Annotated in this window: 16 protein-coding genes; 11 read left to right on the forward strand and 5 right to left on the reverse strand. The window is 65.3% G+C overall.

Translation table 11 applies throughout. The features are described from left to right. Window positions 1-57 precede the first annotated feature (57 nt). The 6 genes from hisE to ACVIN2_RS24295 all read left to right on the forward strand — a co-directional run bounded on the left by hisE (window position 58) and on the right by ACVIN2_RS24295 (window position 5107). Window positions 58-459 (forward strand): phosphoribosyl-ATP diphosphatase, encoded by a 402-nt coding sequence (gene hisE, locus ACVIN2_RS24270; protein WP_456767490.1) that lies wholly within the window; start codon window positions 58-60, stop codon window positions 457-459. 45 nt (window positions 460-504) lie between these two features. Beyond that, window positions 505-1107 carry a YqaA family protein gene (locus ACVIN2_RS24275; protein WP_456767491.1) on the forward strand — a complete coding sequence of 201 codons (603 nt, stop codon included), beginning with the start codon at window positions 505-507 and terminating at the stop codon, window positions 1105-1107. Window positions 1108-1155: 48 nt separating this feature from the next. Further along, window positions 1156-1692 (forward strand): hypothetical protein, encoded by a 537-nt coding sequence (locus ACVIN2_RS24280; protein ID WP_456767492.1) that lies wholly within the window; start codon window positions 1156-1158, stop codon window positions 1690-1692. A 31-nt stretch (window positions 1693-1723) separates the two neighbouring features. Continuing rightward, the gene (locus tag ACVIN2_RS24285) at window positions 1724-3124 is read left to right on the forward strand and encodes an aspartate ammonia-lyase (RefSeq protein WP_211398962.1); all 1401 of its coding nucleotides are present in this window, start codon (window positions 1724-1726) and stop codon (window positions 3122-3124) included. A gap of 150 nt (window positions 3125-3274) precedes the next feature. Next, window positions 3275-4243, forward strand: coding sequence for an NAD(P)H-dependent flavin oxidoreductase (locus ACVIN2_RS24290; protein ID WP_007615379.1), 969 nt, complete (start codon window positions 3275-3277; stop codon window positions 4241-4243). A gap of 90 nt (window positions 4244-4333) precedes the next feature. Next, complete coding sequence (locus ACVIN2_RS24295; RefSeq protein ID WP_456767493.1) at window positions 4334-5107, forward strand: thioesterase family protein; 774 nt, start codon at window positions 4334-4336, stop codon at window positions 5105-5107. Window positions 5108-5117: 10 nt separating this feature from the next. On the opposite strand, the gene ACVIN2_RS24300 is transcribed toward ACVIN2_RS24295, so the two are convergent. Then, a complete protein-coding gene (locus ACVIN2_RS24300) occupies window positions 5118-6680 on the reverse strand; it encodes an AMP-binding protein (protein ID WP_456767494.1) in 1563 nt (520 codons plus the stop codon). Between the two features lie 109 nt (window positions 6681-6789). Here ACVIN2_RS24300 and ACVIN2_RS24305 point away from each other — a divergent pair, with 109 nt between their 5' ends. The 4 genes from ACVIN2_RS24305 (at window position 6790) to ACVIN2_RS24320 (ending at window position 9799) form a co-directional block, all read left to right on the forward strand. Beyond that, a complete protein-coding gene (locus ACVIN2_RS24305; RefSeq protein WP_456767495.1) occupies window positions 6790-7764 on the forward strand; it encodes an NAD(P)H-dependent flavin oxidoreductase in 975 nt (324 codons plus the stop codon). Window positions 7765-7904: 140 nt separating this feature from the next. Further along, window positions 7905-8153, forward strand: coding sequence for a hypothetical protein (locus tag ACVIN2_RS24310; protein ID WP_027514201.1), 249 nt, complete (start codon window positions 7905-7907; stop codon window positions 8151-8153). Window positions 8154-8285: 132 nt separating this feature from the next. Continuing rightward, window positions 8286-8996 (forward strand): hypothetical protein, encoded by a 711-nt coding sequence (locus ACVIN2_RS24315; RefSeq protein ID WP_456767496.1) that lies wholly within the window; start codon window positions 8286-8288, stop codon window positions 8994-8996. Window positions 8997-9082: 86 nt separating this feature from the next. Further along, window positions 9083-9799 (forward strand): hypothetical protein, encoded by a 717-nt coding sequence (locus tag ACVIN2_RS24320; RefSeq protein ID WP_456767497.1) that lies wholly within the window; start codon window positions 9083-9085, stop codon window positions 9797-9799. Between the two features lie 96 nt (window positions 9800-9895). Here the strand turns inward: ACVIN2_RS24320 and ACVIN2_RS24325 are convergent, their stop codons facing one another. Beyond that, complete coding sequence (locus ACVIN2_RS24325; RefSeq protein WP_007597470.1) at window positions 9896-10120, reverse strand: cysteine rich repeat-containing protein; 225 nt, start codon at window positions 10118-10120, stop codon at window positions 9896-9898. A gap of 235 nt (window positions 10121-10355) precedes the next feature. Here ACVIN2_RS24325 and ACVIN2_RS24330 point away from each other — a divergent pair, with 235 nt between their 5' ends. After that, window positions 10356-10637: a hypothetical protein gene (locus tag ACVIN2_RS24330; protein WP_027565657.1), complete on the forward strand. Its 282-nt coding sequence runs from the start codon at window positions 10356-10358 to the stop codon at window positions 10635-10637. A gap of 117 nt (window positions 10638-10754) precedes the next feature. Here the strand turns inward: ACVIN2_RS24330 and ACVIN2_RS24335 are convergent, their stop codons facing one another. The 3 genes from ACVIN2_RS24335 to ACVIN2_RS24345 all read right to left on the reverse strand — a co-directional run bounded on the left by ACVIN2_RS24335 (window position 10755) and on the right by ACVIN2_RS24345 (window position 13660). Continuing rightward, complete coding sequence (locus tag ACVIN2_RS24335) at window positions 10755-12692, reverse strand: ATP-binding protein (protein WP_456767498.1); 1938 nt, start codon at window positions 12690-12692, stop codon at window positions 10755-10757. Beyond that, window positions 12689-13372, reverse strand: coding sequence for a response regulator (locus ACVIN2_RS24340; RefSeq protein WP_456767499.1), 684 nt, complete (start codon window positions 13370-13372; stop codon window positions 12689-12691). Before ACVIN2_RS24340 ends, ACVIN2_RS24335 begins: the two co-directional genes overlap by 4 nt. A 138-nt stretch (window positions 13373-13510) precedes the next feature. Beyond that, window positions 13511-13660: a hypothetical protein gene (locus ACVIN2_RS24345; RefSeq protein ID WP_456767500.1), complete on the reverse strand. Its 150-nt coding sequence runs from the start codon at window positions 13658-13660 to the stop codon at window positions 13511-13513. Between the last annotated feature and the right edge of the window lie 95 nt (window positions 13661-13755).

Raw genomic sequence — 13755 nt, forward strand, 5'->3', positions numbered from 1 at the left:
TGCTTTTGTTGTCGTGCGTTAACGTCCCCGCTATGGGTTTAGAGTAGCTTTGCGTACATGAGTGATTCGCTTGAGCGGCTATATCTGGCTGTGCTCGCGGCCAGGGACCTTGATCCGGCAACATCGCGCACCGCGCGGCTGTTTCAGCGCGGCCCGTCAAAAATGGCGAAAAAGCTGGCTGAAGAGGCTATCGAGGTCGTCATCGACGCGGTCAACGGCGATAGCGAAGCCGTGATCCGGGAAAGCGCCGACCTGCTCTACAATCTGACCGTGCTCTGGGCCTCGGCCGGTGTGCGCCCCGAGGACGTCTGGCGCGAGATGACGCGGCGTGAAGACATGCTCGGCATCGCCGAGAAGCTGCCGAAGTCGGCGATGAAACTGCCCAAAGGTGCGTCACCGCGTGTCGCCAGGCGGCCAATCGTCGCGCTCGAAGGCCGCACCGCGCGCAAGCGCCACTAGTATTGGTACAAATCGGTCCCATCTCGGCATGGACAAATCCGTCCCATGGTGCTTCATCGCGGCGCCATGCTGAAACGTATCTACGATTGGTGCATCGACGCCGCTCACAAGCCTTACGCGCTCTGGATCATGGGCGCGGTGGCTTTCGCTGAAAGCTCCTTCTTTCCCGTCCCCCCGGACGTGATGCTGATCCCCATGTCACTGGCGCGCCCGCAACGCGCCTGGGTCTATGCGGGGATCTGCACTGCGACGTCGGTGCTGGGTGGGCTGTTGGGCTACGCCATCGGTGCGCTGCTCTTCGACTCGGTCGGCCATTGGCTGATCGAGGTCTATGGCCTGGGCGGCAAGGTCGACGCCTTCCGTGCCTCCTATGCCGAATGGGGCGCCGTGATCATCCTGCTCAAGGGCCTGACACCGATCCCCTACAAGCTCGTGACCATCACGTCCGGCTTTGCCGGCTACAATATCGGGCTCTTCATCCTGTGCTCGATCGTGGCGCGTGGCGGGCGCTTCTTTATCGTGGCGATCCTGCTCAACCGCTACGGCGACTGGATCCGGGTCAAGATCGAGAAGCATCTCGGATTGGTGGTGGCAATCGGCGCCGCGGTGCTCGTGCTCGGCTTTGTCGTCGCAGTCAAATTGATCTAACACCCAAGGCGCTTTGCCACCGCGTCAGGTTCGGCTACGGTTGGCGTCATGATGCTTTCATCCGGCATTCCGGTCCGGCGACTGGGGACGCTGACATTTGCGGTGCTTTCGGTCCTGCTCGTTGCCGGCGGTGCCGGATGGCCGCAATCCGCACCTCCGGCGCTCGGCTTGCAGGAGCAAGGACCGCAGGCCGCACCGGCGCCCTCGACAGCCCCTCCGTCGCCGCCGGCGCATGAGGAAAATCCCGGGCTGATCAACGAAATGGGCAAGCTGTTCGACAAGCTGCCCTCGATCCTGCCGCCGATCAAAAGCCCGAGCGAGACCATGAACGATTTGTCGCGCCTGGCGAAGCCGTCGACCATGGTGTCGGGGCGCGTGGCCTGTCCGGCCTCGTCGAATGGAGCGCCCGACTGCAAGCTCGCCGCCGATAAACTCTGCCAGAGCAAGGGCTACACGGAAGGCAAGAGCCTGAATGCCGATTCCGCGGAAAAGTGCTCGGCCAAGGTTCTGATTCCGGGCAGGCAACGCAAACCGGATGACTGCCGCACCGATACCTTCGTCACCAGCGCGCTGTGCCAGAACTGAGGACGTCGCGCGAGCAAAGCAAGGAGCGCCCATGAGCCGCACGGAGCAGGACTTCCTCGGACAGCGTGAGATCGCCGACGATATCTATTACGGCGTCCAGACCATCCGCGGGAAGGAGAACTTCCACATCACCGGCATTCCGATGAACCAGGAGCCTTACTTCGTGAAGGCTCTCGGTTACGTCAAGAAGGCCGCCGCCATGGCCAACCGCGATCTCGGCGCGGTGGACACCAAGGTCGCGGAAGCCATCATCGTGGGCTGCGATCGCGTCATCGCCGGCGATATGATGGACCAGTTCGTCACCGACTTCATCCAGGGCGGGGCCGGCACCTCCACCAACATGAACGCCAACGAGGTGATCGCCAATCTCGCGCTGGAATCGCTCGGCTTTGCGAAGGGCGACTACCAGCACGTCAGCCCCAACGATCACGTCAATTACGGCCAGTCGACCAACGATACCTATCCGACCGCCTTTCGGCTGGCGCTGATCCTGCGGCTCGAGAGCTACATGACGGCGCTGCGTCAGCTCCAGGAGGCGTTCTTCGCCAAAGGCAGGGAGTTCGAGCGCGTGCTGAAGATGGGCCGCACCCATTTGCAGGACGCGGTGCCGATGTCGCTCGGCGCCGAATTCCGGGGTTGGGGCACCACCATGGGCGAGGAGGTCGATCGAATCTCCGAGGCCCGCGCGCTGCTGCGCGAGATCAACCTCGGCGCCACCGCGATCGGCACCTCCGTCACCGCTGCGCACGGCTATCCCAAGCTCGCGGTCCGGCATCTGAGCGCGCTCACCGGCGTCGACTTCATCCTTGCAGGCGACCTCGTCGAGGCGACGTCGGATACCGGCGCCTATGTGCAGCTCTCGGGCGTGCTCAAGCGCACCGCGAGCAAGCTGACCAAGATCTGCAACGACATCCGCCTGCTCGCCTCGGGCCCGCGTGCCGGCTTCAACGAGATCAACCTGCCGCAGCTTCAGCCGGGCTCCTCGATCATGCCGGGCAAGGTCAATCCTGTCATCCCCGAGGTCGTCAACCAGACCAGCTTCCTCGTCATCGGGCTCGACACCACCGTGACGCTCGCGGCGTCCGCCGGCCAGCTCCAGCTCAATGTGATGGAGCCGGTGATCTCGTTCGCGCTGTTCTTCTCCATCCGCACCATGGAGCGCGCGGTCAACAGCCTGCGCGAGAATTGCGTCGTGGGCATCACTGCCAACGAGGAACACACCCGCAACATGGTGCTGAACTCGCTGGGTATCGTCACGGTGCTGAAGCCGCTGCTCGGCTACAAGCAATGCGCCGAGATCGCGCGCGAGGGCTACAAGAGCGGCAAGTCGCTGCACCAGATCGTCGTGGTCGAGCGTAAGCTGCTGACGCAGGAGAAATGGGACGAGATGTTCTCGTTCGAGCGGCTGATCAATCCGGATCTGATTGCGTGATGGCGTCGTCCCGCGCTGAATTCCGCCGCTTGGAATTGCGGTAACGCCGTCCTCCACGGCGCCAAAACGCAATACTTGACAGTGGAAAGATTGCCTTGTTGGTATGGCTCCCAACCTTCAATGCGTCTGCTAACAGAGGACCGTTCCGCAATGTCCATGCCTGCCTTGTTTAGGGGACGCCTGTCGATCCCCGTGATCGGTTCGCCGCTCTTCATCATCTCGGTGCCCGATCTCGTGATCGCGCAGTGCAAGGCGGGCGTGGTCGGCTCGTTTCCGTCGCTGAACGCACGGCCGCCGGAGCTGCTTGACGAGTGGCTGGCGCGCATCACCGAAGAGCTCGCGGCCTATGACCGCGCGCATCCCGACAAGCCGTCGGCGCCGTTTGCGGTCAACCAGATCGTGCACAAGTCGAACAACCGGCTCGACCATGACATGCAGCTCTGCGCCAAGTACAAGGTGCCGATGATCATCTCGTCGCTCGGCGCGCGCGAGGAGCTCAATCAGGCCGTGCACGGCTGGGGCGGCATCGTTTTCCACGACGTGATCAACCAGAAATTCGCGCACAAGGCGATCGAGAAGGGTGCCGACGGCCTGATCCTGGTCGCGGCGGGCGCGGGCGGCCATGCCGGCACGATCTCGCCGTTGGCGTTCGTCGCCGAAACTCGAAAATGGTTCGACGGCCCGATCGCGCTGTCGGGCGCGATCGGCAACGGCAAGGCGATCCGCGCCGCGCGCATTCTCGGCGCCGACTTTGCCTATATCGGCTCGGCCTTCATCGCCACCAAGGAAGCCAATGCGGTCGAGAAGTACAAGGAGATGATCGCGGGCGCGACGGCCGACGACATCGTCTATTCCAACCTCTTCACCGGCGTGCACGGCAACTATCTGAAGCCGTCGATTCTCGCCGCCGGCATGGATCCGGAGAACCTGCCGACGTCCGATCCCTCCAAGATGAACTTCGGCACTGATGCCTCCGGCGAGCGTGCCAAGCCAAAAGCCTGGAAGGAAATCTGGGGTTCAGGCCAGGGCGTCGGCAGCATCGACGGCATCGTGCCCGCCGCCGAAATGATCGCGCGCTTCAAGAAGGAATACGACGAGGCGGTCGATCCGCCGTTGTGATCTTAGTCGTCCCGGCCTAGTGCGCAATTGCGCATGGGGGGCCGGGACGACAGCTCTCGCTGAGCGCCGGATGTGCATCACGGAGAACCGATGACCCCCATCTACCGCGTCGACGGCGACAGCGTCGTCACCAGCCCGGATGCCGCGGGCCCGTGGGACCGGCGTATGCAGCACGGTTCGGCGCCGGCCGCGCTGGTGACGTGGGCGGCTGAGCGCATTCCGACGGCTGTCGCGATGGACATCGCGCGCGTCACCATCGACCTGATGCGCCCGGTGCCGGTGGCGCCGCTCACGATCGCGACCGAGATCTTGCGCGAGGGCCGCAAGATCCAGCTCTGCGGGGTCAAGCTGCTCGCCGACGGCGTCCAGGTGGTTGGCGCCACCGTGCTCAAGATCAAGCGCCAGGCGTTGACGCTGCCCGAGGACGTCAAGGCGCTGCCGGTTACGCTGCCGTCGCCGGAGGACTCGCTGCTCGAGGACGGTCATGCCGCCACCAGTCCGTTCGTGCGATCGGTGTCGATGCGCGCCGCGCGCGGCCGCTTCGGCCAGGCCGGCGCCGGCGCGATCTGGTTTCGCGTCGACCATCCCCTGATCGCAGGCGAAGCGCTCTCGCAGGCGATGCGCGCCGTGGTCGCGGCTGATTTTTCCAACGGCACCGCCTCGTCGCTCGATTTCCGCGCCTGGACCTATATTAACGCCGACCTCACCGTGAGCTTTTCGCGCCAGCCGGTCGGCGAATGGATCCTGCTCGACGGCGATTCCTGGATCGGTCCCGATGGCGCCGGGCTTGCGATGTCGCGGCTCGCCGACCGGCAGGGCTATTTCGGCCGCGCCGTGCAAAGCCTTGTGATCGAGAAGCGGTAAGGCACCCTATCTATCCCACCATCCGGCCCCGCCCGCTCCAAAAGCTCGCGCGCAGCACCTTCTTGTCGACCTTGCCGACGCCGGTCATCGGAAGTTGCTTGACGAACTGGATCTGCTTCGGCGCATGGGCCGAGCCTTTTCGCGTCTTCACCAGATTGATCAGTTCATCGGCGTCAGGTTTTGCGCCTTCGCGCAGGACGACGACAGCGGTGACGGCTTCGCCCCATTTCTCGTCGGGGATGCCAACGACCGCGACCATGGCTACGTCCGCATGCTGCGACAGCACGTCCTCGACCTCGCGCGGAAAGATGTTGAAGCCGCCGGAGACGATCATGTCCTTCTTGCGGTCGAGGATGAACATGTAGCCGCGATCGTCCTTGCGAGCGATGTCGCCGGTGTGCACCCAGCCGTTCTTCAGCGTCTCGGCGGTGATGTCCGGCCGCTTCCAGTATTCCGCCATGACGTGTGGAGCGCGGACGCAGATTTCGCCGGCTTCGCCCGTCTTCACTTCCTGATCGTTGTCGTCGAGGATGTTGACCTCGCACGCCGCGATCGGGAAACCGCATGACAGGAACAGCTCCGGCCTGTTGGGATCGTGATCCGCCTTGCGCAACACCGAGATGGGATAGCATTCGGTCTGGCCGTAGAGTTGCGAAAACACTGGCCCGATGCGCTCGATCCCCTCGATCAGCCGGCTCGGTGACATCGCGGAGGCGCCATAGAGCACGAGCTCAAGCGAGGAGAGGTCGGTTTTGTCTAGCGCGGGATGATCGAGCAGCACATAGATCATGGTCGGCACGAACAATGTGAAGTTGATGCGCTCGCGTGCGATCGTCGCCAGCACGGCCTCGGGATCAAAACCCTTCAGCATGTGCACGGTGCCGCCACGCATCAGGGTCGGCAGCACCTTCGTGCCGGCGACATGGCTGATCGGGGCGACGGCGAGATAGCGCGCGCCATCGGGGATCTCGAAATCGGCGAGGATAGCGGCCGCGGCCCCGGCATTTTCGCGGTGGTAGCGCAACGCGCCCTTTGATTTGCCGGTCGTGCCACCGGTGTAATTCAGCGTCGAGAGATCGTCGGGGCCGGCGAGGCAATGCGCGCTGGCATGGCCTTCGTTCTCGATCGCCTGCAACAGGTCGACGCCATAGTCGGCCGGTCCCATGGTGAAGACCGCCTTGAGCCAGGGCGCCTGCGCGGCGAGCTCGCCGCCGCGATCGCGGAAGGCGGCCGCATCGACCACCAGCATTTCGGCCCCGGAATCCTCGAGCTGAAACAGCTGGTCTCCCCGCGATCCCAACGGATGCAGCCCGGTGACGCAGAGCCGCGACAATTGCGCGGCGACGCCGGCGCACCAGGTGTCGGCGCGGTTCGCGGTGAGGAAGGCGACCCGCGCGCCGGGCTGCAATCCAAGCCGCATGAACACGCCCTGGATTCGTCCGATCAGGTCGATGGTGCCCTGATAGCTCAGCGATCCGCCGGGCCAGGCGAAAGCAGTTCGGCCCGGATAGCGCGACAGTGCCCGCAGCGCCTGCGCGCAAGTCGGCGACGATGCGTGGAGCGGATCGGACATATGTTTCCTCGCTGCTTTGTCATCGGCTTCTGGCGTGCCAATGTTTGCCGCGACGCTAGCATAGGGAATGCGGGATGGAACGACAAAGCCCGCGCGAGGGGAGGCATGCGTGACGTCGGATCGGCTGCAACGTTTCCACGGTCGCCTCGCCCTGCCACTGATTGCCGCGCCGATGTTTCTGGTGTCGGGCGTCGAGCTTATGGTCGCGGCCTGCCGCAACGGCGTGATCGGCAGCTTCCCCAGCGCGAATTGCCGTAGCACCGAACAACTCGATGAATGGCTCACCGACATCGAAACGCGGCTGCTGCGGCACGAAGATCAAACCGGCCGCAAGGCCGCGCCGCTTTGCCCAAACCTGATCGTGCACCGCTCCAATGCACGGCTGGAGCAGGATCTCGCCGTGTTGCTGCACCACAGGCCTGAGATCGTCATCACCTCGGTCGGCTCGCCCACGCCGGTGCTCAAGCCGCTGCACGACGCCGGTGCATTGGTGCTTGCGGACGTTGCCTCGATCCGCCACGCCGAACGCGCGGCGGAAGCAGGTGCCGACGGGCTCGTGCTGCTTACCGCCGGCGCGGGCGGGCAAACCGGCTGGCTCAATCCGTTCGCCTTCGTCCGCGCGGTGCGCGCGTTCTACGATGGCATCATCGTGCTCGCGGGCGGCATCAGCGACGGCCACGCATTGCGCGCCGCCGAAGTGCTCGGCTGCGATCTCGGCTACATGGGCACGAAGTTCATCGCGACCCATGAGAGCATGGCGGACGAGCGTCACAAGCGCATGCTGGTCGACGGCAGCGCGGACGACATTTTGCTGACCACCGCGTTCACGGGCCTGCAGACCAGCATGCTCAAACCGTCGATCGTCGCGGCCGGTCTCGACCCCGACGATCTGCCGGCGCGCGGCGCGATCGACATCGGCAAGGACATCGACGTCAACGCACGCGAGAGCCGCCCAAAGCGCTGGCGCGATATCTGGAGCGGCGGGCACTCGATATCGGGTGTGACCGAAGTGATGGAAGTCAACGGTCTCGTCGCGCGGACGGTCGCGGAGTATCGGGAGGCGGGTGGCCGCCTCTCCCCGTAAAAATGCGGAGACCGACAGGGCCCGTCGCCCCCTCACGGTTAATCGAGCGCTCCTTAGAGGCCCGCACTTAACGGCAGATTAACCAACGCCCGGCAAGAATCCCTCTCACGGCCGCCAATCAGGACCGAGAGGGACAGGCGATGGACTTCGACTTTCTGAACGCCAAGACCGCGGCTTCGCTGGACGAGATTCGTGTTCGCGTAGCCCATGCGCTGGCCCGCCACCCGCTGTGTCGCAATGTGCGCTTCGACATCGTCAGCGTCCCCCGCACCCGCCGGGGCGGCAATTGGACGGTGGCGCTGCAATCGGTCGAGCCGCGCGGAGTCTGGGAGGCCTCGGAGATCGTGGCCGACATCCAGGACGCCTACGATCTGGCGATAGCTGCCTGATTTTGTTGAGCTTTCTAGGCAATGTCGCCGTAGTCCGCGCGATTGCCGTCGCAATGGCACGGTTAAGCCTTAATTTTCGCCCAGTTTCCGGGCAGTGATCACGTGGACTTGAAGCCGGTTGCGGAGAGACGTTTGTCGAAAGCCATCACCATCGTCGTGCTGACCTGCTTCCTCGTCCTCGGCGCCGCCACCACCGCCATTCTCGGCCGCGACAGCGTGCCCAGCGTCAGCGCCGACATGATCACGCAGGCGCCGGCACCCAAGCCGCTTGCAACCAATCGGGCCGCCAAGGCCGATCGTCTGGTTCCGACGCTGGCCCTGGCCTCGGCCGCGTTCGACCCGGTCCAGGTTCCTGCCGACAAGCTCTCGCAAATGCCCGTGCTGACCGAGCCGCTGCGCCAAGCGTTTGCCGCCGCCACGCCATCCGATTTCCCGATGCCCAAGGCGAGCGTGAACGAGGCTCCGGCCGCTGCAGAGATTCCTGCCGTCGAAGTCCCGGCCAAGCCGAAGGTCGTCGCCAAGCCGCAGCCGCAGAAATCCTATTCGCTGCTCTCCGATGTGCAGATCGCGGGCATCAGGGATCGTCTGAAGTTGTCGTCGTCGCAAGAATATTACTGGCCCTCGGTCGAAACCGCGCTGCGCAATGTTGTCCGCAAGATCTCGGCAAACAAGCTGTCCAATCCGAACGTGCAGGGTGTTCCGATCGATCCCAATTGCGACGAGGTCCAGCAGTTGAAGTCGGCGGCGATGCCGCTGCTGTTCCAGCTGCGTGACGACCAGAAAGAGGAAGTCCGCAAGCTCGCCCGCATCATCGGGCTCGAGAAGGTCGCGCAGCAGATCTAACCCGCAAGTTCCTTCCGGAATTGCGGCTATATCGGGAACATCCGGCAATTGACAAGCGTTGCCCGCTCCAAAGAGGGAGTGGACCAATGCGCGCCTCGACAGCCTATTTCGTCGGTGCAGGAACCATCGTCGCAGCCATCGCCATTGGTCTCGGCGGCGGCATTGTCGCCGGCAATATCATGAATCCGGTCTCGCCCAAGCAGGGGCCTGATACCAGCAAGATGGCGCAACGCGCTGACGCCAAGCCCGCCACGACGGACGCGCCATCCGAGCGCTTGCAATATCTCACCGGCTCGCAAGCCTTCGGCGCCATGGTCGCCGCGCCAGCGCAGGCCGAAGCCAAATCCGACGCTAAACCCGAATCCACGCCTGAAGCAAAATCCGAAGCTGCGAAGCCCGGCACGCAGACCACTCAGGCCAACGCTGAACAGCCAGCGCAACAGCCCTTGCAAGCGGCTGCGGTAGAGCCGCCCAAGCCAGCGCCGGCATCGCCTCCGCAACTCGCGAAGCCTGCTGCACAGCAGGCGTCGACAGAGCCGTCATCCCCACCCGACAACGCCTTTGCCAAGGCCAGGGATTCTGACGTCAAGCGGGGGGCCACGTCTGAACGGCGCCGGACGGAGCGCCGTGAGCGCTGGGCCGAGCGACGTCATTACGATTCCCGCGAGCCGCGTGGGATGCGCGACCGGACCGATTGGGACGACGTCGCGCGCAACATCCGCGAAGATGCGGATGCGCGCGAGGTCCCGAGCCGGCCGCGCGGCGGCTTTCCGCAGATCAGGCTATTCGGCGACGACGATTAGGTCCGTCCTCGCCGTCGCGCGCGATCTATGACGGGCGCATCGACGGCTATGGTCTGACGCAACACCGGCGAGATTTGTGCTGTGGACGGCGACCACTCACCCGCCGTGCGACTCCACGACCTTGCGGCAGCCGTCCGAAAGCTTCGACTTGTTCTCGCGCAGGCAGGCATTCATCTGCGGCGGCTTGCCGATGTGTTCGGCGCAGAATTTGCTCGCGTCGCTTCGGCAGGTCATCTGCTCCTGCGGGGTCGGACCGGATTGCGCAGCGGCGGTCTGGGCGGTAGCGGCGAGCAGCAGTACGGCAAGAACCGAAATCTTCATAAAACACCTCCTTGGGAATGTCGTTGGTCCCGCCTGGGATCAAGCGGGCCGGACCATCTCGCGACCGCCGGGCGCGGGTCCATGCCATGTTCATGGCATCGGCCAGCCCGTCCCGCCGCCGTACCCCCATTTTCATGGCATGTATCAGCGCGCCGTCTTTTGTCATTCAGGCTGCACGTCGGCTGCGAGACCCGGTGATTGCATCGGGACGCCGAACGGCAAGCAGGAGAGCAAGATGTCGAAAAGAGCGGGAGCGCTGAGCGCCGGGTTGACGATTTTGGCGCTGGCAGGTTCGGCGATGGTGTCGCTGGGCACGAGCCCGGCGCAAGCGGTGGTCTATTGCAAGACGGTCGGCATACCCAAAGGCTGCGTGGTACGACCGGCGGCAGCGGTGAGGGTAGCGCCGGCCGCCGCGGTCGCCGTGGCGACACCCGGGGTCGGTGCGCCCGGTGTCGGCGTGCGCGCGGGCACGCCGATGAATCGCGGTGGTCCGGTCAATCGCGTGGGCGTGCGCTGAGAACAACGAAAGAGTTCGGGCGAAGGAGCCGTGCGGACGAACCCCCCGTCCTCCGCAGGCAAATCATCCGGCCCGTCCCTCTCTCCGCGCGTCCCACACGTTCGGAGAGGGGGCTTTTCAGCCGACGGCGGCATCGCTGTCGGGGAAAATCTGCGGCAATTGCAGCCGCACGCGCGTGCCTGAGGAATCCGAACCGAGATCGAGCATCGCCCCGCAGCGCGCGGCACGGCTCCTCATGTTGCGAAGGCCCCGCGCGGTCTGGCTCGCGTCGGTGGCCCCGCCGCTGCCGACCGGCGCAGAACCGTTCGCAAAGCCCTTGCCGTCATCCGCGACCCTGATCACACCGTACGGTCCCTGACCTCCGTCGACCGTCTCGATGGTGACCGCGATGCGGCGGGCCTCTGCGTGCTTGACCGCATTGGTCACGGCCTCGTCGAGGATGCGCACGATCTGGATGACATGCCATGGCCTGAGCTCGGGATGCAGCGGCAGCCCTTGCGGCGTCGCCACGTGCCAGTCGAGTGCGATGTCGTGCGGTCGCAATTGTGCGGTCGCGCGCTCGCGCCAGGAGCCGAGTGCGAGCATCAGGTCGCCGCCGATGTCGTCCATGGAGTCGATGACGAGGCGGAGGTCTTTCAGCGCCGCACGGGCGGCGTCGGTGATGGTCGCGCCCTCGTGCCCGCGCTCGGACAGTGCCACGATGCTGATGAGCTGGCCGCCGAGGCCGTCATGCAGGTCGCGCATCAGCCGCGTGCGCTCATTGGCAAGCGCGGCGGCCCGTGCACGCTCCTCCTCGCGGGCAAAGCTCGCCTTCAGCCGCTCCTCGGCCTCACGTACGCGCGTTACGAGCTGGCCGGCAAAGCTGTCGACCTGGTTCAGCGCGCGCGCGAACCGCCAGGTCAAGCCGGCGCCGATCGCGACCAGCATCGCCGAATAGGACAGACGCGAGAGGAAGATGCGCTCGTCGGTCACGATCTCGAACACCGACAGCATGTCGTGGACCCAGCATATCAGCACGATGGTCACCGCGCAGCCGAGCGTGAAGCTTGCCGCGTCCTGCCGCCGCACCACTGCGGCAGCGGTGACGCAGGCCATCAGGAGCAGGCAGAGCCCGACGGTGGGAATCCCCAACAGGAGAAACAGAATGCGCGGCAGCGGCGGGCCGGCGATCAGTCCGACACCGAACACGACGAGCCCCGGCGCGAACAGCAGCATGCCGTAACGCGGCCAGCGCCAGCCGAAGAACAGCACGCCGAAGACGACGACCAGGGCGCTCTCGATCGGTGCGGACGCGAGCAACACTGCGGCGAGCCGGGAGGTGTTGACGGGGGGCACCGGCGGCGGCGCGAAGGCCTGCACCACGCCGAGCACCATCGCCACGGCCAGGACGCCGTAAACCGGCTCGCGGCGGCGCATCAGCCACATGATCGCCAGGATGACGGCGAGGATCGATTGCCAGGCGGAGAACACCACGGGCAACGTGACGAACATCAGCGTGCGTGTCTCGTAGGCCGGGCGCAAGGCCGCATCCGGCCCGACATAGACGGTGTCGAGAAAGCCCTTGAGCGGTCCCCAAACCAACAGCTGCACCGTGATCTCGTTCGCGCCCTCGCGCAGCAGCGAGGACGGGATCGACCCGATCTGCGGAGTGTTGCGGTCGGGCCGGTTGGCGTTGGCATCGCGTCGGGAATCCAGGATGACGACGCCGTTGATTGAGACCTCCACCGCGTTGCTGAAGCGCGGCAGGAATACCGACCAGCCCGACGCCGCATCGCCGCGGCGGAACGTGAAGGCGCCGGTGTAGAGCGGCGGGTCGGCCAGGGAATAGCGTGACGACGTGAAATGCGGCAAAGTCACGGGACGCGCCACGCCGTCCTCGCGCAGCGAGAATTCGCTCAGGGCAAAGTCGTCGGGGTCGCTGGGCTGGAGCAGCCGCAGCCCGAGGACGGTCGCGACCAATATCAGCGCCTGGAGCAGCAGATAGGGCACGAGTCGCGAGACCAGCAGCCGGCGTCGCGCGGGTTTGACCGGTGCCTTCGCCGCGATCTCGCTCACAGCTTGATCAGGCCCTGCTGCACCGCTTCGAACACCGCTTCGCTGCGGGTGTGCACTTCGAGCTTGCGATAGATGTTCTTGATGTGGCCGGGCACGGTCTGCCGGGACAGGCCGAGATGGCTCGCGATCTCGGCGTAGCTGAAACCTTTCGCGATGCCCCAGAGGATGTCGATCTCGCGTGGGGTGAGCCTTGCGGTGTTGAGGGCGGGACCCGGCGGAGGCTCGGCCGCATTCTGCGCGGTACCTTGCGTTCTGCGCACGATGAAACGGGCGATCGAGGCCGAGATCGGCGAATGGCCGGCGACCAGATCCCGCACGGTGGTGGCGATATCGGTGGGGAACGCATCCTTCAGGAGATAGCCGGTGGCGCCGACCGTGATCGCGGAGATCACACTCTCCTCGTCGCCGAGCGCCGAGATCACCATGATCTCGGTGTCGGGAAAGCGCTGCCTTGTCTCGCGGATCAGCTCGACGCCGTGGCCGTCGGGCAGCCGCAGATCGGTGAGCAGCACGCGCGGCGCCCGCTCGCCGAGTCCGGCGCGGGCCTCTGCGAGCGTGCCGGCGCTGCGCACCTCGTAGCCGGCCTTGACCAGCGCATCGTGGAGCCGCCAGCAGGTCGGCGCGTCGTCCTCGACGAGGAGGATGGTGATGGCTTCACCCGTCTCGCCCTGTTCGGTCATGATCATCGCCCTGCACCGCGTGTCCCCCGCGGCGCAGGGCCAAGTTTAGCCGCGGTGCGGGCGCCGCGACACCCATAATCATGGGGGCGCAAGATCTTGGGGGCGCAAGGCATCGCTCTGGCGTTCCCGACGCGATGCCTACTGCTTCGTCGCAGCCGGCTTGTCCGGCGGCATAGGCGGGCTCGGCAGTCGCTGCATGACAGTGCGCGCGGTACCGGGATTGTTCTTGTAGAACTGCTGATACGGCCCCTGGATCACGTCGAGCGTCGCCGGCAGCTGCCATGTCACCGGCGGTTCGGCCTGACGCCGACGGCGGCACGGGGGAAGTGAGATAGGCCACAGACGGGTTGACTTAGGGGAGGAGACCCTCGAAATCTTCCCGG

It is taken from the genome of Bradyrhizobium sp. USDA 3650 (genome assembly GCF_054057395.1).